Here is a 23,429-nt window from a genome sequence, read left to right as displayed (position 1 = left end):
CGGTGGGGACGGATGCCGCCGGCGCGCGCCGACGCACGCGCGGGGCGTGGATGCGGCGACTGTGGGGCATGTCCACCGGGCGGTTCGGGCTGATCGTCGTGGCCGTCGTGGTCGCGACCGCTGCCGTCTCGCTCGTGTGGACGCCGTTCGATCCGCAGCAGGTCGAGATCTCGAACCGCTGGGCGCCGCCGGGCTGGCCGCACCTTCTCGGCACCGACGCGTCGGGGCGCGACATCCTGAGCCTGCTCATGGCCGGAGCACGCACGACGGTGCTCGTCGCGGTGGGCTCGGGTGTCGTCGCGACGATCCTCGGCGTTGCCCTCGCCGCCCTGGGCGCGCTCACCGCGCGGTGGCTGCGCGAATCGGTCGCGGTGCTCGTCGACATCCTCATCGCCTTCCCCGTGCTCGTCATCGCGATGATGATCTCGGCGGTGTGGGGCGGGTCGCTCGGCGTCGTGATCTGGTCGGTCGGCATCGGCTTCGGCGTCAACATCGCGCGGGTGACGCGACCCGAGCTGCGCCGCGTGCTGCACAGCGACTTCGTCCTGGCCGGTCGCGCCTCGGGTCTCACGCCGGCGCAGAACCTCGTGCGCCATCTGCTTCCCAACGTCGCGCCGGTCTTCATCGTGCAGCTGTCGTGGAGCATGGCCGTGGCGGTGCTCGCCGAGGCAGGGCTCTCGTACCTCGGCTTCGGAGCCCCCGTCACGGAGCCTTCGTGGGGGCTGCTGCTGGCCGAGCTGCAGCAGTTCATCACCGTGCATCCGCTCTCGGTGGTCTGGCCGGGACTGGCCATCACCCTCACGGTGCTGGGGCTCAACCTCCTCGGCGATGCCCTGCGCGAGGCCACCGACCCCACGCTCTCGCGCAGCCCGTTCGCGACGCGGCGAGCTCGCCTGCACATCCCGGAGGTGGTCTCGTGAGCCTCGAGGTGCAGGACCTCACCATCGACATCGGCGGCCGGCGCGTCGTGGACGGCATCTCGTTCGCGGTGCCCGACGGCGCCCGCGTGGGGCTCATCGGCGAGTCGGGCTCGGGGAAGTCGGTGACGGCTCTGGCGATCCTGGGGCTCCTGCCCGATGGCGCCGAGGCGACGGGCAGCGTCCGCTGGAACGGTCGCGAGATCCTCGGGCTGCCCGACGGCGAGCTGGCCGAGCTGCGCGGAGATGAGATCGGCATCGTGTTCCAGGAGCCGCGAACAGCACTCAACCCGATCCGCACCGTCGGCCGGCAGATCGCCGAGTCGGTCCGCATCCACGAGGGACTGTCGAAACGGGATGCCGCGGCCCGCGCCGTCGCCGAGGCCACCCGCGTCGCCCTCCCCGACCCCGAGCACATCGTCGGGCGCTACCCGCACCAGCTCTCAGGGGGTCAGCGCCAGCGGGTCGCGATCGCGATGGCTCTCGCGTGCCGGCCGCGGCTGCTCATCGCCGACGAGCCCACCACCGCGCTGGACGTGACGATCCAGGCCGAGATCCTCGAGCTGCTGCTCTCCCTCGTCGAGGACGACGGCATGTCGCTCGTGTTCATCACCCACGACCTGGCCGTGCTGTCGCAGATCGCCACGCACGGCGTCGTGCTCGAGCACGGCCGCGTGGTCGAGGACGCCCCCGTCTCGCAGCTGCTCTCGGCTCCGGCATCCGTCGTCACACAAGGCCTGCTGCGCGATGCCACCGCCACGCTCTGGCGCCCCGGAGGTGCAGCGTGAGCGTCGTGAGCCCCGAGGGCCGGCCGCCCCTGCTGCGGGCGCGCGGGCTGACCCGCCGCTATCCCGCGCCGAAGACGCGGCTCTTCGAGCCCCGCAGCCACACGACGGCGCTGGAGGATGCCGACATCGACGTGCGCGAGGGCTCGGCCGTCGGCGTCATCGGCGAGTCGGGGTCGGGCAAGTCGACGCTGATCCGGCTGCTCCTCGCGCTCGACTCGCCGACCGAGGGCACCGTGGAGTTCGACGGGCGGGCGGTGGACGCGGCGGCGCCGGCGCGTTCGCTGCACTGGCTGCGACGGCAGACCGGCATCGTGTTCCAGGACCCCTACGCGTCGCTCGACCCTCGCATGAGCGTCGGCCGCATCATCGGCGAGCCGCTGTGGGCGCTGGGCCTCGGCGGCGACGGCGAACCAGGTGGCGACGGGCGGCGCGAGCGGGTGCGAGAGGTGCTCGAGGACGTCGGGCTCGAGGCCGGCATGACCGAGCGGTTCCCGCATGAGTTCTCGGGTGGGCAGCGGCAGCGGATCGCGCTCGCGCGGGCGATCGTGCACCGGCCGCGGCTGCTCGTGGGCGACGAGCCGCTGTCGGCGCTCGACGTGACGGTGCGCGCGCAGATCCTCGAGCTGCTCGGCGGGCTGCGGGCCCGGGACGGCCTCACGCTGCTCATGGTGTCGCACGACATCGGCGTCGTGCAGAACCTGTGCGACGAGGTCGTCGTGATGAAGGACGGCCGCATCCTCGAGGAGGGTCCCACCGAGAAGGTGCTGCTGCAGCCCCAGGTCTCCTACACTCGGCGGCTGCTCGCCTCGATCCCCGTGATCGACCCCGGCGCGTAACCTGCGCGTCGGGAGCCGGCGCTAGGTTCGGAGCATGGCCCCCGCGATCGTCCCTCCTTACCTCCTCGCCCGCATCGCCGCCGTGCAGGAGCCGGGATGGCAGCGCGCAGCCGAGGCGGCGCGATCCACCCTCGCGACCCCGCGTGAGTACCGGCCCACACGGTCGCGGCTTCGGCTGTCGATCGAAGAGCCCGGCACCCTCGTGGCCGAGGCAACGCCTGCCCCCGATCGCGAGGTGTCCGACGCGCAGCGGCTGGAGGTGCTGCCGGGCGTCCGCGTGCGCGGCGAGGACGACCCGCCGACGGGTGACGCGGCCGCCGACGAGGCGTTCGACGGGCTGGGCGCGACGTTCGACTTCTTGTGGGATGCCTTCGGCCGCAACAGCCTCGACGGCGTCGGCGGCACGCTGCTGGCCACGGTGCACTACGGCCGCGAGTACGACAACGCGTTCTGGAACGGCGAGCGGATGGTGTTCGGCGACGGCGACGGTGAGGTCTTCTCCGGCTTCACCGGGTCGCTGACCGTGATCGCGCACGAGCTCGCCCATGGGGTCATCGAAGACGAGGGCGGCCTGCAGTATCAGGGGCAGTCGGGCGCGGTCAACGAGTCGATCGCCGACGTCTTCGGCGCCCTGGCCGAGCAGCATCACCTCGGCCAGACGACGTCCGACGCGTCGTGGCTCATCGGCGAGGGGATCTTCACCGATGCCGTGCAGGGCTCGGCGCTGCGCTCACTCTCGGCGCCGGGCACGGCCTACGATGACGACGTTCTCGGCAAGGACCCGCAGCCGGCCCACATGGACGCGTACGTCGAGACGCGTGACGACAACGGCGGCGTGCACATCAACTCCGGCATCCCGAATCACGCGTTCTACCTGACCGCCACCGCGCTCGGCGGTCGCGCGTGGGAGCGTGCCGGACTGATCTGGTACCGCACGATGACGTCAGGCACGCTGTCGCCCACGGCCGACTTCACCGCGTTCGCACAGGCCACCCTGGCGGCGGCCGCGTCGGAGTACGGTGAGGAGTCGGAGGAGGTCGATGCCGTCCGCGCCGGGTGGACGGGCGTCGGCGTGATGCGCGATGAGGAGCGATCAGAGGATCCCCGCTGAGGGCGGCGCACCGGATGCCGGTGCGCCCGGCGGCGACGCAGGCGAAGGCGCGACCCCCGAGCCGAAGCCGGTCGCGCCGATCGAGGTCGACGTCTCACGCACGGGCGGATTCGCGGGCATCACGAGACGCTGGACGGCGCAGCCACCGCCGGACGAGGCATCCGAGTGGATCTCTCTCATCGACCGCTGCCCGTGGGACGAGGCGCCGACCCCTACCCCGAGCGGGCGCACGGCGGCGCCGTCGCCCGTCGTCGCCGACCGCGACCCGGTGCCGGACGGCTTCGTCTGGTGGATCCGCGCGAGCTGGTCCGGCACCTTCACGAAGGAGGCTGAACTGCCCGACGACGCCATCACCGGCGCGTGGCGCGAACTCGTCGACGCGGTGCGCGAGTGGAACCGCGAAGCCGACGGCCCACGACCGCGCGACCGCTGATCAGCGACCCGATCGGCCGGACTTCTTCGCCGGCTTGAGCGACTTCTGCAGATAGATGGTGCCGAGCCAGCGGCCGAACTTGAATCCGACCCGTCCCATGCGGCCGACCTCGACGAAGCCGAGCTTCTCGTGCAGTGCGATCGACCCTTCGGCGCCCTTGTCGCTGATCACGGCCACGATCTGACGGATGCCCGCCTCTTCGCACGCCGTGATGAGCGCTTCGAGCAGTGCGCGGCCGAGCCCCTTCCCCGTCGCCGCCTGGCCGAGGTAGATGGAATTCTCGACGGAGTACCGATACGCCGACTTGCTCGACATCGGCTGCACGAGCGCATAACCGAGCACCTGACCGGCGGGCGAGTGCGCCACGAGGAACGGCAGGCCCAGGCGCTGCAGCTGATCGCGCTTCTCGCGCCACTGCGCGATCGTCCACGTGTCTTCGTCGAAGGTCACGACCGAGTTGGTGACGTAGTGGTTGTAGATCTCGCGGACGTCGGGGATGTCCGAGTCTTGAACCGGCCGGATCGAGAAGGCGAACGGCTTCTCGGGTTCTGGCTGCCGCCGCAGGTGCCGGGGCAGCGAGCGCCGGTCGCGGTCGTATTCCTCCTCGAGCATGCCGTCAGCCTACGCGGGCTGCACCCGCCCGACGGGAGCGATCGCGGGACCATCCGGTCCGGGCGCGACACTCGGCAGCTCCCACGCGACGGGCCCCGCGCCCTGCTCGGCGAGCAGCGCATTGGCACGGGAGAACGGCCGGGATCCGAAGAACCCCCGACTGGCCGACAGCGGCGACGGATGCGCCGACTCGATGATCGGTGTCGAGCCCAGGAGCGGACGCAGGCCCGCGGCATCCCTCCCCCACAGGATCGCGACGAGCGGCCGATCGCGCGCCACCAGCGTGCGGATCGCGTGCTCGGTGACCTTCTCCCAGCCCCAGCCGCGATGGGAGGCCGGAGCGCCGGGCGCGACGGTCAGCACGCGGTTGAGCAGCATGACGCCCTGATCGCTCCACGCCGACAGGTCACCGTGCGGTGCTCGCGCGATCCCGAGGTCGGCTTCGAGCTCCTGGTAGATATTGGCGAGGCTGCGCGGCAGCGGGCGCACGTGCGCGTCCACGGCGAAGGAGAGGCCGATCGGATGCCCGGGAGTCGGGTACGGATCCTGCCCGACGATCAGCACCTTGACGTCGGCCAGCGGCCGCTGGAACGCCCGCAGCACGCGGTCGCCGGCCGGAAGGTAGCGCCGCCCGGCGGCGACCTCGGCACGGAGCCGGGCGCCGAGAGCGGCGATGTCGGGCGCGACGGGTGCCAGCGCGGCGGCCCAGCCCGCATCGATCAGCCCCGCGTCTGCCAGCTCCGGAAGCGTCTTCGCCATCGTGTCGGGCGTCTCTCGGCTCACTGGCTCTCGACGCCGCGAGGACGCAGCGGACCGCGCGCCAGCAGGTGCTGGGCGGACTGGGCCACCGGGCGCATGGTGATCAGGTCGAGGTTGACGTGCCCGGGGGCGTTCAGGGCGTAGGCGATGACGTCGGCCACGTCATCGGCGGTCAGCGGCGCCTGAACACCTTCGTACACGCGCTCGGCCGCGACGGTGTCGCCGCCGAGCCGGTTGACGGTGAACTCGGGCGTGTGCACCATGCCGGGCGCGACCTCGACGACCCGGATGGGCTCGCCGTTGAGCTCGAGACGCAGCGCGTGCGCGAGCATCGACTCGCCCGCCTTGGCCGCGTTGTACCCGGCGCCGCCGGCGTACGCGGTCTGTGCCGCCGTCGAGGTGACGAAGAGCGTGTCGGCGTGGCCGTCGGATGCCGCCGCCTGGCGCAGCTGCGGCAGCAGGGCCGCCACCAGGCGCTGCGCCGAGAGGACGTTCACGTCGAACATCCACTGCCAGTCCTCGACACGGCCGTCCTCCACGCGGTCCGCGCCGCGGGCGCCGCCGGCGACGTGAACGAGCGCGTGGACCGGACCGGTCTCATCGAGGAAGGCGGTGAGCGCCTGGATGTCGGCATCCGAGGTCAGGTCGGCGGCGAAGGCCACGGCCCCGGTCTCTTCCTGAAGTGCGGCGAGCCGCTCGGCGCGGCGCGCCACGGCCACGACGTCCCATCCCGAGGTTCGCAGTGCCCGGGCGACGGATTCGCCGATTCCCGAGCTCGCTCCCGTCACCACTGCACGTCTGGTCGCCATGCCTCCACGGTAGCCCGTCCACTGCGACGTTACGCCGCGTGTCCACGCCCTTGGCACGGTCCCGGAGGTCTCCGTAACCTCGAACACGGCTGGGGGCAGGTGCCTCCGGCATCCGAGACCGCAGGAGAAAGCCATGTCCGCACCCGAGAACTGGCGTTTCGAGACCAAGCAGATCCACTCGGGAGCCCAGCCCGATCCGGTGACGAAGGCTCGCGCGACGCCGATCTACCAGACCACGTCGTACGTCTTCGACAACGCCGACCACGCCGCGAACCTGTTCGCGCTGGCCGAGTTCGGCAACATCTACACGCGCATCCAGAACCCGACGCAGGCGGTCGTCGAAGAGCGTCTCGCGGCGCTCGAGGGGGGCACCGGCGCCCTCCTGCTGGCCAGCGGCCAGGCGGCGTCCACGTTCGCGATCCTCAACATCGCCGAGGCCGGCGACCACTTCGTGGCGTCCAGCTCGATCTACGGCGGCACGTACAACCTGTTCAAGTACACGCTCGCGAAGCTCGGCATCGAGGTCACTTTCGTCGAGAACCAGGACGACGCCGACGAGTGGCGCGCCGCGGTGCGCCCGAACACCAAGCTCTTCTTCGCCGAGACCATCGGCAACCCGAAGATCAACGTGCTCGACATCCGCGGCATCGCCGACGTGGCACACGAGAACGGCGTGCCGCTCATCGTCGACAACACGATCGCGACGCCGTACCTGATCCGTCCGTTCGAGCACGGCGCAGACATCGTCATCCACTCCGCGACGAAGTTCCTCGGCGGCCACGGCACCACCATCGGCGGCGTCATCGTCGACGGCGGCAAGTTCGAGTGGTCGAAGAACGTCGAGAAGTTCCCGGGCCTGACCGAGCCCGACCCGTCCTACCACGGCGCGTCGTACACCGCCGCGGTCGGCGACGGCCTCGCCTACATCATCAAGGCCCGCGTGCAGCTGCTGCGTGACCTCGGTGCGGCGATCTCGCCCAACAGCGCCTGGCTGCTCATCCAGGGCATCGAGACGCTGTCGCTGCGCGTCGAGCGTCACGTGCAGAACGCCCAGGAGATCGCGGAGTGGCTCGAGAACCAGCCCGACGTGGCTTCGGTGAACTACTCCGGCCTGCCCACGTCGCCGTGGTACGCCGCCGCCAACAACTACGCCCCGAAGGGCGTCGGCGCGGTGCTCTCGTTCGAGCTCAAGGGCGGCGTCCAGGCCGGGCGCGAGTTCGTCAACTCGCTCAACCTGTTCAGCCACCTGGCTAACATCGGCGACGTGCGCTCGCTCGTCATCCACCCCGCGTCGACGACGCACTCGCAGCTCACCCCCGAGCAGCAGCTGACCACGGGCGTGACCCCCGGTCTGGTTCGCCTGTCGGTGGGCCTGGAGAACATCGATGACCTCAAGGCCGACCTCGAGCAGGCGCTCGAAGTCGCCCGACGCGTCTCGGAGGCCGCGCGCGCCTGATCCCGCACCGTTCCACGACGGATGCCGCAGCCCGAAAGGGTTGCGGCATCCGTGGTCTTGCGTGGCGCTGCTGCGGATCAGACGTCCCACCACCGCAGCACGCGAAGCGCGCGCAAGGTCACCCAGCGGCTCGGATAGCCCTCGTGCTCGCCGTCCATCGAGAACAGCGTCGGGCCTGCGTGATCGTTCTCGAGGCGGAACAGGCCATTCTCGAGGCGCTTCGAGCGCAGCAGCTCGACGGCCTCGGCACACCGGTCATCGCGCTCGGGGCGGGCCAGGCGGAAGTAGTCGAGCGCCCGCAGGATGTCGTAGAACCACCGCACCGGTGACGACGTCAGCGTGATCCGCAGGTCGGGGATCACGCCGGTCGACTTGCGCCGGAACAGGCCACGCTCGAGCAGGAACTCCTCCCCCCGCAGTCGGGCCGCGGTCAACTCGGCCTGCTTACCGATCTGCCGCTCCCACCCCCACAGCCCTTCGATCGCGCAGATCGTGGAGTGGAAGGAGCCGGGCGCCGCGGCATCCTCTGCCCAGCAGTTCCAGCCCCCGTCGTCGTGCTGCGTCGCGAGGATCGTGGCCGCGATGGCGGCGGCGTCCTGCCCGAAGTACGCGCCGGTGGTCAGCGCGATCCCGTTGATGCACGGCTCAGTTTCGCCCTGGAAATAGAGCTCGTCGTTGTTCTCCCAGCGCACGTTGTCGCGCACCAGCGCGACCGCGCGCTGGGCCTCGGGGGACGCGGGATCGAGGCCGAACTCGGCGAGCGACTGCAGGCAGAAGTGCGTCGCGGTCCATGCGTCGAAGAACGGCCGCGACTCGTCCACCCACCCCGGACGGTACGTGCCGCCGTCCCACCGGCCGTCGGCAGCTTGCTCGGCGAGCAGGCGCGCGCCCCAGCCCTCGGTGGCCACGCGCGCCCTTTCGGCCGCGACCTCGTCGGGCGACGCATCGGTGAGAGCCCGGAGCACTTGCCAGCGGATCGCGGGGTCTCCGGTGAGCAGGTACTCGACGACGGCGTCCATGCCACGCATGATAGACCGGCTCGACGACACGCACGGCGGCGGCGCATAGGGTGAAGCCGTGGCCGGACACGACGACGCCGCGCGCATCGCGGCGATCTACGACGACTTCGGACGCCGCTGGGCGCACGGCACCTCGCCGCTGTACGAGGAGTGGTCCATCGGCGTCGGCGCCGACCCCGAGCTGCCGGCGCTCCTCGCGACGCTGCCGCGACGCCAGCAGCAGCCGAATCTGCTGTTCGCCGCCGCGCGGTGGGCGGGCGCGCCGCTCGCCTCGTTCGCGGAGTGGCGGGAGTGGCTCGACGCCCACTGGGACGAGGTCGTCGAGATCGGCGCGTCCCGGGCGACGCAGACGAACGAGCCCAACCGCTGCGCGACGTTCCTGCCGCAGCTCTCGCGCATCGAGGGACCGGTCGCCCTGCTCGAGGTCGGCACGGCCGCCGGGCTCTGCCTGTACCCCGATCGCTACGGCTACACCTACGACGCGCCGAGCGGCGTTCACGGCATCGAGCCCGTCGCGGGCGTGTCACCGGTCCGGCTGCACTGCCGCGTCGATGACGACGGATCAGTGCCCTCGCGCATGCCGCATGTGGCGTGGCGCCGCGGGATCGATCTGTCCCCCATCGACGTGCGGGACTCCGAGGCCGTCGACTGGCTCGCGACGCTGATCTGGCCCGGCCCCGACCACGACGCCCGGGTCGCCCGGCTGCGGGCGGCCGCGGCGGTCGCGGCATCCGATCCTCCGGAGATCATCCGCGGCGACCTCCTCGAGACGGTGACGGATGCCGCGGCCACCGCCCCGGCGGACGCCACGCTCGTGGTGTTCCACAGCGCGGTGCTGCTCTACCTCGACGCCGCGGGGCGCGAGCGGTTCGCCGCGATCATGCGCGGCCTCGGGGACGCCATCGGACGCGCCGTGATCTGGCTGTCGAACGAGACGGTGCACACGCTCCCCGCCGTCGACGCACAGCTGCCGGAGAACCTCGACTCCGCGCAGCGGTTCGTCCAGACGCGCAACGGCGTGCCGATCGCGCTGGCGGGGCAGCACGGCGCGGTGTACGAGACCGCGCCATTCCGCGCATGACGCGCCGCTGCGCGTAACAGACCCCTTTCTCCAGAGGGAAGACGAGAGAATGGGCGGATGGACTGGCAGACCTCCGAAGACACCGTGCCCAGCGCACCGGTCACGGAGGCTGATGCCCGCCAGCTGCTGGGCCGTCCGCCGGCCACCGGCGCATGGCGGGACGGCGACCCGCCGGGCGATCGCAGGTTCGCGGCGTTCGGGTCGTTCCGCACCGAGGGCGGCGGCGAGCTGCCGGGCTACCGACTGGCGTACGAGACGTGGGGTGAGCTCAATGCCGCGCGCGACAACGCCGTCCTGGTTCTTCACGCCCTGACCGGCGACAGTCACGTGCGCGGCCCGGCGGGGCCGGGGCATCCGACCTCCGGGTGGTGGGACGACATCGTCGGACCGGGCGCTCCGATCGACACCGACCGGTGGTTCGTGATCGCGCCGAACATGCTCGGCGGATGCCAGGGGTCCACGGGTCCGGCATCCATCGCTCCCGACGGCTACGAGTGGGCCGCACGGTTCCCGTACCTCACGATCCGCGATCAGGTCTCCGCGCAGGTGCGCCTGGCCGATGCGCTCGGCATCGACGTGTGGGCGGCCGTCGTCGGCGGCTCCATGGGCGGGATGCACGCGCTGGAGTGGGCAGTGGGTCTGCCTGAGCGCGTGGCACGCGTCGGCATCCTCTCGGCACCCCCGGTCAACACCGCCGACCAGATCGCGCTGAACTCGGTGCAGATCGAGGCGATCCGCATCGACCCGCGCTTCCTGTCTGGCGAGTACTACGACGCGCCCGATGGCGACGGCCCCACGCGCGGCCTCGCTCTCGCGCGCCGCATGGCGCTGCTGAACTACCGCTCCCCGACCGAACTGAATCAGCGGTTCCAGCGCACGTGGCAGTCCGGGGTGAGCCCGCTCGGCCACGGCGGACGGTTCGCGGTGGAGTCCTACCTGGACTTCCACGGCAACAAGTTCACGCGACGCTTCGACGCCAACTCCTACATCACGCTGGTCGAGGCGATGAACTCGCACGACGTCGGCCGGGATCGCGGCGGCATCGAGGACGCCCTCGCGCGGGTGACCGCCACTGCGTTGGTGTTGGGGATCGACAGCGATCGGCTGTTCCCCATCGACGGACAGCACCGCATCGCGCGCGGCATCCGCGACACCCTCGACGGGGACCGCTCCGTCGTCCTGACCAGCGACTTCGGTCACGACGGGTTCCTCATCGAGACGCACGCCGTGGGCGCACACGTGCGGCGCCTGCTCGAGAGCTGAACCGCCGAGCAACGCGAGTCCGGCTTCGCTGACCACGGCGTCGGTGACGCGTGTCCTCGGTGCCTATTGACAAAATGTTCCTTTACATAAAAACTCTCTTGTATGAAAGAAGTTGCCTACCTCGAACGCATCGAGCAGGCCGAGGCCCTGCTCAAGCCTCACCGTCTCACCGTGCTGAAAGAACTGGCGACGCCGAGCACGTGCACCGAGCTGGCCGCGCGTCTGGACCAGTCCCCGCAGCGCATCTACTACCACGTCAAGCGCCTGCAGGCCGCGGGACTCGTGCGCCTGGTGTCCGAACGCAAGGTCAGGGGTCTGACCGAGGGCGTCTACCAGGCCGAAGCCAGGAAGTACTGGCTCTCGCCCGCGCTGGTCGGAACCCTCGAGGACTCCGCGCGTCATGGCGACGATCAGAATCTCGCTCGGCTGCTCGACCTGTCCGAGCAGGTGCAGCGAGACATCGCCACTCTCGACGCGGAGGCCGCACGCCTGCCCTCCATCGGCATCTCGGGTGACATCCGGGTGCTTCCCGAGCAGCGCGAGGAGTTCCTCGCCGCGCTCGAGGCTTCGCTCAAAGAGCTCTTCACCCGCTACGGCGGCCAGGACGGCGATGCGTTCAAAGTCGCGATCGCCTGCTATCCGATGAATGGAGGTCGATCGTGAGCGATCCCATCACGATGAGCGTCCGTGCCGGGGCCCCTCTCGGCGACGTCTACGACGCCATGACGCAGCCCGCCGCGATGGTGGAATGGCTCTCGGAGTACGCCGACGTGGAACTCCCCTACCACTACCGCTTCTGGGGGCGCTACGTTCCCGGCGGCGAAGCACCCCGTCAGACGCTCATCGGCGCCACTGACACGTCGCTGCGCTTCGAGTGGCTCCTCGGGGAGGTGCCGAGCGTGACCACCATCAGTCTTCGGCCGATCGACGACCTCGCGACGGCGATCACGGTGGCCCAAGCAGGCTTCGATTCCGCCGACGTCCGACCGCTCGGCCAGCTGCAGACCTTCTGGGCGCTGGCTCTGGCCAATCTCGTCGATCTCGTGGAGGAGCGGAGCACGACTCCGCGCGCCGACCTGACCGACGCTGAACTCCGGGCACAAGTCGATATCGCCGCACCCCCGGATGCCGTCTTCGACTCGCTCGTCGCCTCCGAGAAGGTGAGCGCATGGTTCGGCTTCCCGATCGAGATCGAGCCGAGACAAGGCGGCCGATTCGGCTCCGGCCGCATCGTCGAGTGGGATCCCGACCGCAGCATGTCGGTCGACTTCCCCGGCACCGGGGTCGCCACCTGGACGCTCGAGGGCTCCGGCGGGCACACGCGTCTGACGATCGCCCAGAGCGGGTTCGACCCGGGCGAGCCGCCCTACGCATCGTGGATGGGAGTCCTCAGCGGGATCGCAGAGCTGCGGCGGTTCCACGAACTGACCGACTGGCAGCCCATCTGGCTCGCCGAGGAAGGGGCCTCCTCATGAGCACCCTCCCGATCGATCACCGGTCCGCCGCGACCGTCAGGCTGCTCGCCTGCGCCATCGCAGGGTCCTCCCTGTTCGTCGTGGCCGTCCTCGTGCAATCGTTCACGAGAGCCGGCTTCGATCCCCGCGTCCATGCGCTGAGCATGCTGGCACTGGGCGACCTCGGCTGGATCCAGACGCTCACCTTCGTCCTCAGCGGAGCGCTGATCCTGGCTTCCGTCACCGGATTCCGTCGCGCGCTGTTCCCGGGACGCGGACGAATCTGGGGGCCGGTCCTCATCGGCCTCTTCGGGGCCGGACTGATCTGGGGCGGGCTGTTTCCGACCGACGCGGGGCTCGGATTCCCCGACGGCGCGCCCGCCGGCATGCCCGAGCCGACTGTCATCGGCACCCTGCACAATCTCTCGCCTACCTTGATCGCGGTCAGTCTCGTCGCGGCGTGCATCGTGCTCGCCCGACGCTTCGCCGGCATGAAGCGCTGGGGGTGGATGGCGTACTGCATCGCCACGCCCGTCGTCTACCTCCTTCTGGGCTTCGTCGCGTTTCCTCTCGGGGACTTCAGCTGGGTGCTGGCGGGTGGTGCGATCATCTGGGTCTGGCCGGCCGTCATCGCATGGGATCTCATTCGCGAGGTCCGCGGCGGCATACCTGCCGCCTCCGCGCGCTCCCATGAGGAGGCGGCAGCATGACCGCCGCGAAGGCGTCGACGCCGGACGAATTCTTCGCGGCGCTGCCCGACGACACGAGAGTCGAGTTCGAGCGACTGCGCGCGATCATCAGCCGAACCGCCCCGCAGGCGGCCGAAGTGCTCGGATACGGGATCCCCACCTACCGCGTGAACGGCAAGCCGCTCGTGTCGCTCGGCGTCGCGGCGAAGCATCTGAGCCTCTACGTCATGGACACCGACTTCACCCGGACGCACGCCGAGCGGCTCAGCGCGTACGACGCGTCCGGTGGGGCGATCCGGTTCACCCTGGCCCGTCTGCTTCCGGATGAGTTCGTGGAGTGGGTCGTGAGTCAGCGGCTGAACGACCTCGGCGCGGCCTAGGAAGCCGGGATCGGCCCCGTCCCGACCTCAGCTGCGCCGCTCGTAGCGCCAGGGCAGCGCACCGATCTCGAGGCGATGGCGGGAACCGGATGCCACGGCCGCGGCATCCGGTTCGTACTCGGCGTCGTCCTGCCACAGCAGCAGCGGCCCCTCGCCACCGCGGCGCGCGACCGTCTCGAAGCGCTGGACGCCGGCGAGACGCACCGCATCCGCGAGCGAGGCGGCGTCGGAGTGCTCGCTCAGCTCGTACAGCGTGACCCATGTCGGCGGGTAGAGGGTGAGCTCACCGCGGCCATGCCGCGCGATCGCCTCGGCCGGACGGATCCATTCGGCCGCGACGGCTTCGTCCGCCGAGAGTGCGAGCGACCCACCCGGAGCCGCGGCGAGGAAGAACCACGTGCGGATCCGCAGCGGGAGCCCGGGCGGCGGATCCCAGCACGACAGCGTCACGAGTGCCGCGTGGTCGACGACGAGCCCGGTCTCTTCGAACGTCTCGCGCACGCCTGCCCGGCGAGCGGCGTCTTCCTCCGCCTCCTCGGCGTTGCGCCGATCGACCCCCTCGAGCTTGCCGCCCGGGAACACCCACGCGCCCGCGAACGAGCCCCGATCGGGACGCTCGATCAGCAGCACCTCGATCCCGTCCACGCCGTCACGGACCAGCACGACCGTCGCGGCGACGGGGATCGCCGGATCGGACGCGTCTGAGGCGACACGTGGCCGCGAGTCCCCGACGACGTCGGCGAGCGCGCGCACGGCACGATCGGGGCGGGTGGGCTGTGGGCCCACGCCGCCGGAGGCTTCGCTCGACGCGCCGGCGGCGAGTGGAGGGGCCGCGGGAACACCGCGCGGAGCGTCGGTGGGGAGCATCCGCCCACTCTAACCACGGCGTCGGCCGCTCGGCCGGTGGGCAGGCGACGGATGCCGCGGCTACACCGGAACGGAAACTCGGCGCCGCTCGAGCGCGAGGCTCGTGAGCGCCAGGGCGAGACCGCCGAGTGCCAGGGCGACACCGACCCACGCCGGGGCGACGAAGCCCCAGCCGGCAGCGATCACGAGTCCACCGAGGAAGGCTCCCAGGCTGTTGCCGATGTTGAGCGCGGAGTGGTTGAGGGCCGCGGCGATGGACTGGTTGTCTGCCGCGACGTCCATGAGGCGGGTCTGGATGGTGGGACTCAGCACCGAGGCGACGAATCCGGTCGCGAAGACGAAGAACCCGAGCGCCCAGATCCATTGCGCCGTCACAGCGAGCAGTACCAGCACGACCGCCAGTCCGATGAGGCCCCCGATGAGCGTGCGCTTGAGGTTCACGTCGGCGAGATGACCGCCGACCAGGTTGCCGGCCGTCATGCCGAGGCCCATCAGCACCAGCACGACGGGCACGACCCATTCCGGCGAGCCGGCGACCTCGGTGACGATCGGTGCGACATAGCTGTACACCGCGAAGAAGCCGCCGAACCCGATCGCTCCCACGCCGAGAGCGAGCCACACCTGCCGGATGCCGAAGACCTTGAGCTCGGCGCGCAGCGTGCGGCCCGGATCCCCCGGATGCTCGGGAACGAAGATCGCGATCAGGATCGTCGCGGCGGCGAAGATCGCCGCGACCACCATGAAGGCCGCACGCCAGCCCACCTGCTGGCCGAGGTAGGTGCCCAGCGGCACGCCGACCACGTTCGCGACGGTGAGGCCGGTGAGCACGAAGGCGACGCCCTTCGCCCGCATGCCGGGCCCGAGCACGTCCGCCGCGACCAGCGCGCCGATGCCGAAGTACGCGCCATGCGGCAGACCGGCGAGGAACCGGGACGCCGCGACCATCTCGAACGTCGGCGCGAGGAAGGTCAGCGCGTTGAACACCGTGAGCGCGAGCGCCAGTCCGATCATGACGCGATGGCGCGGGTACTTGGCCACCGAACCCGCGATCGTCGGCGCGCCCACCACGACGCCGAGGGCGTAGAGCGAGATCAGCCATCCTGCCTGGGCGATCGCATCCTCGGAGCTCGACGCCCACAGCGACGGGGTCAGGTCCTCGGCGATGTTCGGCAGCAGGCCCATCACCACGAACTCGGTCATGCCGATGCCGAAGCTTCCGACGGCGAGGGAGAGGAGCGCCCACGTCGCCGCACCCCTCGTCAGGTTCGAGGAGGTCACCGCGTCATGCTAGCCGGAGGCGCGGCATCCTGTCGAATCGATTCGAGCCGCCCCTCCGGGCACAAGCCGAGTTGTCAGTCGGTGTCGTCCTGGCGCTCGATCGCGGCCTCGAGCCGGTCGATCTTGCCGTCGAGCTCGCCCGAGTAGCCGGGTCGGATGTCGGCCTTGAGGACGAGCCCGACGCGGGACCCGTACGGCTGCACCGCCTCGGTCGCGCGCCGGACGACGTCGAACACCTCGTCCCACTCCCCCTCGATCTCGGTGAACATCGAGGTGGTGCGGTGCGGCAGGCCGCTGTCGCGCACCACCCGGACGGCGGCAGCGACGGCATCGTGCACGGATCCATCGGCGTTTCCGGTGCCGCTCGGAGCGACGGAGAAGGCGACGAGCATGAGAACCTCCGGGTTGTGAGTGTGGTCAGGGGACGATCGGATGCTGCGCCCCGCGAGGGCTCGGACGCAGGCGGGTCCCGCGCGGGACGCGAGCCAGCCGCACGACGGCCCACGCGAACAGCGCGAGCATGACGAGGTTGCGCAGGGTCAGAACCGTCGCGCCGAGGGCGTCGGCGACGATGATCCGGTCATAGAGCACGGGATAGACGAGCTGCGTGAGAAAGGCGGCGACGAGCGCCACCGCCGCCGGGAGCAGCCAGCCGCGCCGGTCGAGCACGAGCCCGATCGCGACGGGGGCGATGAGCCACGTCAGGAACTGCGGGGATCCCACCTTGTTGAACACGATGAAGGCCAGTACGAGGCTCAGCGCGAGCGGCGGAAACAGCGTCGCGAACCGTGCGCCACGCCACGCCAGGAAGACACCGAGCGCAGCGAGGCCCACCACCACGACGGCCAGCACCGGTGTCATCACCGCGATCACGGCATCGACGGCGAATCCCGTCACCTGGAAGGTCAGGATGTCGCGGTCGTAGTACACGAACGCGCCGGGCACCCCGGCGACCGCCTGCCACAAGTAGATCGCCGAAACCGGCGCCTCCAGCTGCAGTCCGCGTCCGGTCTGACCCGCGACGAAGCCCAGCAGGTGGCCGCCGCCTCCAGCGGCCACCACCGCGACCGCCGTCATCGCCGTCACGATGAGCGCTCCGCCGACGACGACCAGCCGGCGACGCAGTGCGATGACGGCGGCCGCCAGCAGCGCCGCCGGCCACACCTTCATCCACGTCGCGACGGCCAGCAGGATCGACGCGACCAGCGGGCGCCCCGCCAGCCACAGGCATCCGGCGAGCGCGAGCGGCACGGTGACGCCGTCGAGCCGGTACATCCCGACCGGACCGAGGAGCAGCATGAAGGCGAGCCAGAAGCCCGCGGCGACCGTGCGGCCGTTCGAACGGCCCCGTCCGACGAGCATCGCGAACGCGAGCGCATCGGCCAGCGTGACGACCAGTGCCCACGCGATCTCATATCCCGCGATCCACTCCAGCCCGAGAGCGAGCACCATCGGCACGATGGCGAGCTGCGGGTAGATCCACTCGTACGAGATGCCGGGGATGCCGCGGCCCTCGAGCGCATCGCGGGCCCACGGTTCGTAGACGAGGTAGACGTCCCCCATCGGGATGTTCGGGAGGACGAATCCCAGCGCCGCGACGATGACGTGAACGACCACGAAGGCGATCCACAACCAGCCTCGCCTCGACACGCTATCGATCCTAGGCCGCGCCGCCCGCGTCGCCCGGCAGTGCGAGCAGCTCGCCGGCGGCGTGGGGCAGCGCCTCGGCGACATCCAGCGCCGTGATCGGGCCACCGGCCGGCCCGAACCTCTCTGACGCGAGAGCGGCTGCGCGCGCGTGCAGGAAGGCCCCCGATGCTGCGACCCGCCCCAGCGACGCGGTATCGCCCGCGCGGCCGTCGGCGACCGCACCTGCCACGAGTGCGCCGATGACGCCGGCCAGGACGTCGCCCGTTCCCGCGGACGCCAGCCATGGCGTGCCGACCTCGACGACCGTGGCCCAGCCGTCCGGTGCGGCCACCACCGTGGATGCGCCCTTGAGCAGCACGACGGCGCCCGTCGCCGCTGCGGTGTCGCGGGCCGCCGCGACGCGGTCGTGCCCGGCGGGTGGCAGCCCGAGCATCGAGCGAAGCCGGGCATGCTCGCGCCCGTGAGGCGTCAGGATGCGGGGAGCCGACGCGCCGGCGGCGAGGTCGAGCGCCCCGGCGTCGACCACGACCGGGTCGGTGTCGGACAGCAGGGCCCGCAGCGCGTCGGACTCGGCGCCGTCGCGGGACGTGGGGGCGGTGCCGGATCCAATGGTCCACGCCTGTACCCGGCCGTCGGCCGTCACCGTCTCGGGGCGCCGGGCGAGCACGAGCGCGGTCGGCCGCGGCGGGCCGACGTAGCGCACCATCCCCAGGCCCGTGCGCCACGCGGCCTCGACGCCGAGCACGGCAGCGCCGGGGTACTCCTCTGAGCCGGTGCGCATGCCCAGCACCCCTCGGGAATACTTGTCGTCGGCGGCCGTTGGCCTCCGCAGGGCACGTGCCGCGTCGTGGATCGTCCAGGACCCCGTCATGCCCTCACAGTACTGGTGGCGAACACCGCCGCATCCCGACCCGAACCGCGGAGGCCGCACGCGTGAGCCGACTCTTCACCCCCATGACCCTGCGCGACATCACGGTGCGCAATCGTCTGTGGGTCTCGCCGATGTGCCAGTACAGCGCTGTGGACGGCGTCCCGCAGGAGTGGCATCACACCCACCTCACGCAGTTCGCCTCGGGCGGCGCGGGCCTGGTCGTCGCCGAGGCGACGGCGGTCCTGCCCGAGGGCCGCATCTCGCCGGATGACACCGGGCTGTGGAACGATGCCCAGCGGAATGCGTGGACGCCCATCGTCGACGGCATCCGCCGCCGCGGCGCGGTGCCCGCGGTCCAGCTGGCGCACGCGGGCCGCAAGGCCTCGACGTGGTCACCGCTGTCCGGACCCCGCGGATCCGTTCCGGCCGACGACGGAGGCTGGGCGACGGTCGCACCGTCGGCGATCGCGTTCGACGGCTACGCCGAACCCGTCGCGCTCGATCTCGCGGGCATCGACCGCGTGGTGGCGGCGTTCGCCGCGGCCGCGCGCCGCGCGGTCGACGCCGGCTTCGAGGTGCTCGAGATCCATGCGGCCCACGGCTACCTGCTGCATCAGTTCCTGTCGCCGCTGTCGAACCTGCGCGATGACGAGTACGGCGGTTCGCTCGAGAACCGCGCGCGGCTGCTGCTGCGGGTCATCGACGCGGTGCGGGATGCTGCGCCCGGCGTGCCCCTCCTGACACGCTTCTCGGCCACCGACTGGGCCGACGGCGGCTGGGACGCCGAGCAGACCGCGACCGTCGGGCGCTGGTCCGCGGATCACGGAGTCGACTTCTTCGACATCTCCAGCGGTGGCCTGGTCGCGCACCAGCGGCTGACGACCGGCCCCGGGTACCAGGTCGAGCTTGCCGCGCGCATCCGCGCCGAAGCCGGCGTTCCCGTCAGCGCCGTCGGCATGATCGACGACGCGGCGCACGCCGAGCGCGTGCTGGCCGACGGCCACGCCGACGCCGTGATGGCCGGGCGCGAATGGCTGCGCGACCCGCACTACGGCCTCCGCGCCGCCGGCCAGCTCGGCGCCGACATCGACTACTGGCCGCCGCAGTACCTCCGCGCCCGTCGCCGCTGAGCGCCGCCGGCCACGCCCCGGGTCCAGGCCCCGGGCGCACGTCGTACCCCGATTCCGCCCCGGGTACTGCCCGAAATCCGGCTCGGTCACGACGACACGCCGGTGACGGATGCCGCCGCCCCGCGTGTCATGTCACGGAGCCGGATTTCGGACTGCAGCGCGAGCGCGAATCCCGGCCGGCACGCCGCCGGCGGGATCAGTAACCGCGGCGGCGGGTCGCGTCCTGCACCTCTCCGATCAGCTCCTCGATGATGTCCTCGAGGAACAGCACCGCGGTGATGTCGCCGGAGTCGTCGCGCACCTGCGCGAGATGGCGTCCGGCCCGCCGCATCAGCGCGAGTGCATCCTCGAGGTCGGTGGACTCGAGCACCGGAACCATGTGGTGGATGCGCTTCGGCGGGATCTGACGGGCGACGTCGGTCGCAGCATCCGGTCCCTCTGCCGCCCGCAGGATGTCCTTGAGGTGCACGTACCCGAGGGGCAGGCCGGCGTCGTCGACGATCACGTACCGCGAGAACCCGTGCTTGGCCACAGCGCGCTCGATCTCGTCGGGCGTGGTCGTCTCGGGCAGCGTCACCAGGTGGGCGAGGGGCACCGCGATGTCCTTCGCCTTCTTGTCGGTGAACTCGACCGCCGCGCGGACGGTGCCGGCGGTGTCGGTGAGCACGCCTTCGATGCGGGACTGATTCACGATCGTGGCGACCTCCTCGAGAGTGAAGGTCGAGGAGGCCTCGTCCTTCGGCTCGACGCGGAACAGCCGCACGACGTGGTTCGCGATCCAGTTGAGGGTCACGATCACCGGGTGGAAGAGCTTCGAGACCCACACCAGCGGCGTCGCGAGCATCAGCACGGCCCGGTCCGGCACCGAGAACGCCAGGTTCTTCGGAACCATCTCGCCGAACACGACGTGCAGGTACGACACCACCAGCAGCGCCACGAGGAACGCGATCGTGTCGACGGCGCCCTCGCTGAGTCCCGTCAGGTGAAGGGGCTCGGCGAGCAGGTGGTGGATCGCCGGCTCCGACACGTTCAGGATCAGCAGCGAGCAGATCGTGATGCCCAGCTGACTGGTGGCCAGCATCAGCGTCGCGTGCTCCATCGCGTACAGGGCGGTCTTGGCCGAGCGCGACCCACGCTCGGCGAGCGGCTCGATCTGCGAGCGCCGGGCCGAGATGACGGCGAACTCGGCGCCGACGAAGAAGGCGTTGGCGATGAGCAGCACCACCAGCCAGGCGATTCCGGCCCAGTCGTTCATCGGCGCTCACCGCCTTCCGTCGTGGGATCGGCGTGCGGCATCGGCTTCGGGGCGAAACGCACCCGCTCCACGCGGCGCCCGTCCATGCGCTGCACCTCGATCGAGCCGTCTTCGAGTTCGATCGTGTCGCCGGCCGTGGGAATGCGCTCGAGCACGCTCATGATGAACCCGCCCACGGTGTCGTACACGTCTCCTTCGGGAATGCGGATGCCGGTGCGGTCGAGCAGCTCGTCCGGGCGAAGTTCGCCGGGGAAGATGACGGTGTCCTCGACGCGCACGATGCCCGCGCGGCGCCGGTCGTGTTCGTCGAGCACCTCACCGACGATCTCTTCCACGAGATCCTCGAGGGTGACGACACCCGCCGTGCCGCCGTACTCGTCGACGACGATGGCCATCTGATATCCGCGTGCGCGCAGCTCCGACACGAGCACGTCCAGGTGGACCGCCTCGGGAAAGCGCACCGGCTCGTTGGCGAGCGCCGCGGCCGGCACGTCCCGGCGCCGGTCGCGCGGCACGCCCACGGCGGCCTTCAGGTGCACGACTCCGGTGATGTCGTCCATCGATTCGTCGTACACGGGGAAGCGGCTGTGGCCGGTGCGCCGGGCGAGCTGGATGACGTCCTCGGCCGAGTCGTCGGCGGCGATCGCATGCACGCTCGGTCGTGGCGTCATGACATCGGCCGCGGTCAGACGCGAGAAGGTGAGGCTGCGATCGAGCAGCGACGCCGTGTCCTCCTCGAGCAGGCCGGCGCTGGCCGAGCGTCGCACCAGGCTCGAGAGCTCCTCGGCCGTGCGGGCGCCCGACAGCTCCTCCTTCGGCTCGATGCCGATGGCACGGAGCACGCCGTTCGCGCTCCCGTTGAGCACGACGATCGCGGGCCGGAAAACGGTGGTGAACCCGACCTGGAACGGCATCACCAGCTTGGCGGTCTGCCGTGGGATCGCGAGCGCGAAGTTCTTGGGCACGAGCTCGCCGAGGATCATCGAGAAGATCGTCGCGATCGACACGCCGATCACCGCGGCGAGCGGACGCGAGACGCCTTCCGGGATGCCCCATGCGTCGAACACCGGCGCGAGCAGGTTCGAGATCGCCGGCTCCATCGTGTAACCGGTGAGCAGCGTCGTCAGCGTGATGCCGAGCTGCGCGCTCGAGAGATGGGTCGAGGTGATCCGCAGCGCGCTGATGGTCAGCGCCAGCCGGGTCTCGCCCGCCGCCTGGCGGGCCTCGAGGTCAGCACGGTCCAGATTGACGAGCGCGAACTCGCTCGCGACGAACAGACCGGTGCCGATGGTGAGCAGGAGCCCCACGCCCAGCATGACGTAATCCATCACGCATCACCCCCGTTCAATCGGGAGGCGGGTCGGTGGGGCGAGCGTCTACAACTGGGAGGGTCGTCCATCGTGCCGAACAGTCTACGACAGGCCAGGCGGCGATCCGCGGGCCGGTCCGGACCCTGCGCCTCGCCCCCGGCCTCCGTCCACCGGCGCGTCCGCTTCGACCGGCGCCCTCCGCTGCGGCGGCCCGGCGCTCCCCGACGCCCCGCCCTGTCCCCGGCGGCTCGCCTCGCGGCTGCGCCTTTCTGCTGCGGCGGGCGTTCGCTGTCATGGCCCACCAACGCGGCGCTGTGGTTCCCCTGCGGCTGCTGTTCTCTGCTGCGGCGCGCCAGAGCTGAGGCGCCACAGCAGGAATCTGCAGCCGCAACGCCAGGACCACCACAGACGACGGGCGTTCCGGATGCCACGGCCGAGGCATCCGGAACCCACCCCCGGTGCCCCGCACGCAGGGTCTGACGTCAGCGCCACACCAGACCGGCCGGCGGCCTCGCAAAGCGAGACGGCAACCCCGCACCGCTGAGGATGTCGTACAGCTTGCGCGGATCCCGGTGCGCCGGTGTCCGCCATCGCGAGAAGGCTCGAACCGTGCGCCGGAGTTCGTCGCCGCGGTCCTTCTCGGCGATGAGCACCTCCTCGGGTGTTCGTCCCTTCTGCAGCGCCGGATCGAGGTACTTTCCCGTACCGTCGAACTCGGCCGCATGGTCGGCATCCTCGAAGTAGTAGTCGACGACGGCCACCCGGCCGCTCGGGAGTTCGAACCGCCGCTGGAGCACGGGCTTCGGAAAGCCCAGCCGATCGATGAGTACCCGACCCTCGCTCTCGCGCACGGAGTCCGACAAGTCGGTCGAGAAGTCGAGCGCCGTGCGCACGCGCGTCGCCCCACGTCGCGGATCGCCCGCGAAGGTCTCTTCCAGCTCGGCGAGCGTCACGAGCGGGCCGCCCTCTCGCCGGACCCACCGCGCCTGATCGAGCGCGATGACGCCGGAGGTGAAGGTCCCGACGCGCGCCAGGTCGAGCGCGGTCTGCGCAGGAGTGGTTAGGGCGTGGCCGCGCCAGTCGACGACAGCGGCATCGGCGAATGTCGTCGTCCGACGGCGGAACGCACCCGACGAACGGCCGCCAGTGGTCCGCGGCACAAGGATGTCGACTTCGTCCGGCCATCGACCGATGAGGTCGATGCCCCACACCGCCGCGGCCGCGAAATGCGCGACCACGAGCGGCCCGCGCGCGCGATCCAGCGCTTCGATCACCCGCACATAGTGCCGGTCGATCGGACTGAGCGCACGCCACTCGGGGCCGGGGACGAACGAGCCCGGAGCCACGCGCACGTATGTGCCCGCCGCGAGCTCGCGCGCGAGTCGGCGGTCGTTCGTGGGTCGACCGTCACGGTCTCGCCGTCGATGAATGGTGATGACGGGCTCGTTCCTGGGCTGCACC

25 protein-coding genes are annotated in these 23,429 nt (G+C 70.9%); 13 read left to right on the top strand and 12 right to left on the bottom strand.

The genetic code is table 11. The annotated features are described in order from the left end of the window. Positions 1 to 50 precede the first annotated feature (50 nt). Genes ACLKM7_RS14455 through ACLKM7_RS14435 form a run of 5 tightly spaced genes read left to right on the top strand, consistent with a single transcriptional unit; the run spans position 51 to position 4,085 of the window. The gene (locus ACLKM7_RS14455) at positions 51 to 920 is read left to right on the top strand and encodes an ABC transporter permease (protein WP_436448050.1); all 870 of its coding nucleotides are present in this window, start codon (positions 51 to 53) and stop codon (positions 918 to 920) included. Continuing rightward, positions 917 to 1,705, top strand: coding sequence for an ATP-binding cassette domain-containing protein (locus ACLKM7_RS14450; protein WP_436447856.1), 789 nt, complete (start codon positions 917 to 919; stop codon positions 1,703 to 1,705). Before ACLKM7_RS14455 ends, ACLKM7_RS14450 begins: the two co-directional genes overlap by 4 nt. A 32-nt stretch (positions 1,706 to 1,737) precedes the next feature. After that, on the top strand, positions 1,738 to 2,541 hold the full coding sequence (locus ACLKM7_RS14445) for an ABC transporter ATP-binding protein (protein WP_436448049.1): 804 nt from the start codon (positions 1,738 to 1,740) through the stop codon (positions 2,539 to 2,541). 34 nt (positions 2,542 to 2,575) lie between these two features. Next, positions 2,576 to 3,652 (top strand): M4 family metallopeptidase, encoded by a 1,077-nt coding sequence (locus ACLKM7_RS14440; protein ID WP_436447855.1) that lies wholly within the window; start codon positions 2,576 to 2,578, stop codon positions 3,650 to 3,652. Next, positions 3,624 to 4,085: a protealysin inhibitor emfourin gene (locus tag ACLKM7_RS14435; RefSeq protein ID WP_436447854.1), complete on the top strand. Its 462-nt coding sequence runs from the start codon at positions 3,624 to 3,626 to the stop codon at positions 4,083 to 4,085. Before ACLKM7_RS14440 ends, ACLKM7_RS14435 begins: the two co-directional genes overlap by 29 nt. On the opposite strand, the gene ACLKM7_RS14430 is transcribed toward ACLKM7_RS14435, so the two are convergent. The 3 genes from ACLKM7_RS14430 to ACLKM7_RS14420 are packed head-to-tail and all read right to left on the bottom strand — an operon-like array spanning position 4,086 to position 6,265. Further along, positions 4,086 to 4,697 (bottom strand): N-acetyltransferase family protein, encoded by a 612-nt coding sequence (locus ACLKM7_RS14430; RefSeq protein ID WP_436447853.1) that lies wholly within the window; start codon positions 4,695 to 4,697, stop codon positions 4,086 to 4,088. Positions 4,698 to 4,706: 9 nt separating this feature from the next. Beyond that, positions 4,707 to 5,456 (bottom strand): uracil-DNA glycosylase, encoded by a 750-nt coding sequence (locus tag ACLKM7_RS14425; RefSeq protein ID WP_436448048.1) that lies wholly within the window; start codon positions 5,454 to 5,456, stop codon positions 4,707 to 4,709. A gap of 20 nt (positions 5,457 to 5,476) precedes the next feature. Next, positions 5,477 to 6,265 carry an SDR family oxidoreductase gene (locus ACLKM7_RS14420; protein WP_436447852.1) on the bottom strand — a complete coding sequence of 263 codons (789 nt, stop codon included), beginning with the start codon at positions 6,263 to 6,265 and terminating at the stop codon, positions 5,477 to 5,479. Between the two features lie 133 nt (positions 6,266 to 6,398). On the opposite strand from ACLKM7_RS14420, the gene ACLKM7_RS14415 reads away from it, so the two are divergent. Continuing rightward, positions 6,399 to 7,721 carry a bifunctional o-acetylhomoserine/o-acetylserine sulfhydrylase gene (locus ACLKM7_RS14415; protein WP_436447851.1) on the top strand — a complete coding sequence of 441 codons (1,323 nt, stop codon included), beginning with the start codon at positions 6,399 to 6,401 and terminating at the stop codon, positions 7,719 to 7,721. Positions 7,722 to 7,798: 77 nt separating this feature from the next. Here the strand turns inward: ACLKM7_RS14415 and ACLKM7_RS14410 are convergent, their stop codons facing one another. Next, positions 7,799 to 8,740, bottom strand: coding sequence for a hypothetical protein (locus ACLKM7_RS14410; RefSeq protein WP_436447850.1), 942 nt, complete (start codon positions 8,738 to 8,740; stop codon positions 7,799 to 7,801). 58 nt (positions 8,741 to 8,798) lie between these two features. Here ACLKM7_RS14410 and ACLKM7_RS14405 point away from each other — a divergent pair, with 58 nt between their 5' ends. The 6 genes from ACLKM7_RS14405 to ACLKM7_RS14380 all read left to right on the top strand — a co-directional run bounded on the left by ACLKM7_RS14405 (position 8,799) and on the right by ACLKM7_RS14380 (position 13,607). Then, the gene (locus ACLKM7_RS14405) at positions 8,799 to 9,821 is read left to right on the top strand and encodes a DUF2332 family protein (RefSeq protein WP_436447849.1); all 1,023 of its coding nucleotides are present in this window, start codon (positions 8,799 to 8,801) and stop codon (positions 9,819 to 9,821) included. A 57-nt stretch (positions 9,822 to 9,878) separates the two neighbouring features. Then, positions 9,879 to 11,084: a homoserine O-acetyltransferase MetX gene (gene metX / locus ACLKM7_RS14400; RefSeq protein WP_436447848.1), complete on the top strand. Its 1,206-nt coding sequence runs from the start codon at positions 9,879 to 9,881 to the stop codon at positions 11,082 to 11,084. A gap of 102 nt (positions 11,085 to 11,186) precedes the next feature. Continuing rightward, positions 11,187 to 11,747, top strand: coding sequence for an ArsR/SmtB family transcription factor (locus ACLKM7_RS14395; RefSeq protein ID WP_436447847.1), 561 nt, complete (start codon positions 11,187 to 11,189; stop codon positions 11,745 to 11,747). Continuing rightward, positions 11,744 to 12,559, top strand: a complete 816-nt coding sequence (locus tag ACLKM7_RS14390) for an SRPBCC family protein (protein ID WP_436447846.1) — start codon at positions 11,744 to 11,746, stop codon at positions 12,557 to 12,559. The genes ACLKM7_RS14395 and ACLKM7_RS14390 overlap by 4 nt, the downstream gene beginning before the upstream one ends. Then, entirely contained in the window at positions 12,556 to 13,248 is a 693-nt protein-coding gene (locus tag ACLKM7_RS14385; RefSeq protein ID WP_436447845.1) for a DUF998 domain-containing protein, read from the top strand. Before ACLKM7_RS14390 ends, ACLKM7_RS14385 begins: the two co-directional genes overlap by 4 nt. Further along, positions 13,245 to 13,607, top strand: a complete 363-nt coding sequence (locus ACLKM7_RS14380; RefSeq protein WP_436447844.1) for an iron chaperone — start codon at positions 13,245 to 13,247, stop codon at positions 13,605 to 13,607. Before ACLKM7_RS14385 ends, ACLKM7_RS14380 begins: the two co-directional genes overlap by 4 nt. A gap of 27 nt (positions 13,608 to 13,634) precedes the next feature. On the opposite strand, the gene ACLKM7_RS14375 is transcribed toward ACLKM7_RS14380, so the two are convergent. The 5 genes from ACLKM7_RS14375 to ACLKM7_RS14355 form a co-directional block, all read right to left on the bottom strand. Beyond that, positions 13,635 to 14,474 (bottom strand): NUDIX hydrolase, encoded by an 840-nt coding sequence (locus ACLKM7_RS14375; protein ID WP_436447843.1) that lies wholly within the window; start codon positions 14,472 to 14,474, stop codon positions 13,635 to 13,637. A 60-nt stretch (positions 14,475 to 14,534) separates the two neighbouring features. Then, positions 14,535 to 15,752 (bottom strand): MFS transporter, encoded by a 1,218-nt coding sequence (locus tag ACLKM7_RS14370; protein ID WP_436447842.1) that lies wholly within the window; start codon positions 15,750 to 15,752, stop codon positions 14,535 to 14,537. A gap of 74 nt (positions 15,753 to 15,826) precedes the next feature. After that, on the bottom strand, positions 15,827 to 16,144 hold the full coding sequence (locus tag ACLKM7_RS14365; protein ID WP_436447841.1) for a thiamine-binding protein: 318 nt from the start codon (positions 16,142 to 16,144) through the stop codon (positions 15,827 to 15,829). A gap of 25 nt (positions 16,145 to 16,169) precedes the next feature. Then, entirely contained in the window at positions 16,170 to 17,402 is a 1,233-nt protein-coding gene (locus ACLKM7_RS14360) for a hypothetical protein (RefSeq protein WP_436447840.1), read from the bottom strand. Between the two features lie 10 nt (positions 17,403 to 17,412). Continuing rightward, complete coding sequence (locus ACLKM7_RS14355) at positions 17,413 to 18,273, bottom strand: ADP-dependent NAD(P)H-hydrate dehydratase (RefSeq protein WP_436447839.1); 861 nt, start codon at positions 18,271 to 18,273, stop codon at positions 17,413 to 17,415. Between the two features lie 62 nt (positions 18,274 to 18,335). Here ACLKM7_RS14355 and ACLKM7_RS14350 point away from each other — a divergent pair, with 62 nt between their 5' ends. Continuing rightward, complete coding sequence (locus ACLKM7_RS14350) at positions 18,336 to 19,403, top strand: NADH:flavin oxidoreductase/NADH oxidase (protein WP_436447838.1); 1,068 nt, start codon at positions 18,336 to 18,338, stop codon at positions 19,401 to 19,403. 196 nt (positions 19,404 to 19,599) lie between these two features. Here the strand turns inward: ACLKM7_RS14350 and ACLKM7_RS14345 are convergent, their stop codons facing one another. The 3 genes from ACLKM7_RS14345 to ACLKM7_RS14335 all read right to left on the bottom strand — a co-directional run bounded on the left by ACLKM7_RS14345 (position 19,600) and on the right by ACLKM7_RS14335 (position 23,428). Beyond that, entirely contained in the window at positions 19,600 to 20,658 is a 1,059-nt protein-coding gene (locus tag ACLKM7_RS14345; protein ID WP_436447837.1) for a hemolysin family protein, read from the bottom strand. Further along, on the bottom strand, positions 20,655 to 21,986 hold the full coding sequence (locus ACLKM7_RS14340) for a hemolysin family protein (RefSeq protein ID WP_436447836.1): 1,332 nt from the start codon (positions 21,984 to 21,986) through the stop codon (positions 20,655 to 20,657). Before ACLKM7_RS14340 ends, ACLKM7_RS14345 begins: the two co-directional genes overlap by 4 nt. A 464-nt stretch (positions 21,987 to 22,450) precedes the next feature. Further along, positions 22,451 to 23,428, bottom strand: a complete 978-nt coding sequence (locus tag ACLKM7_RS14335) for a hypothetical protein (protein WP_436447835.1) — start codon at positions 23,426 to 23,428, stop codon at positions 22,451 to 22,453. Position 23,429 lies beyond the last annotated feature (1 nt).

Origin of the sequence: Microbacterium sp. I2 (assembly GCF_051364985.1) — a bacterium.
Taxonomy (GTDB): Bacteria; Actinomycetota; Actinomycetes; order Actinomycetales; family Microbacteriaceae; genus Microbacterium.
The sequence above is the reverse complement of the archived record's forward strand: the minus strand, read 5'-3'. Positions and strand labels throughout refer to the sequence as shown.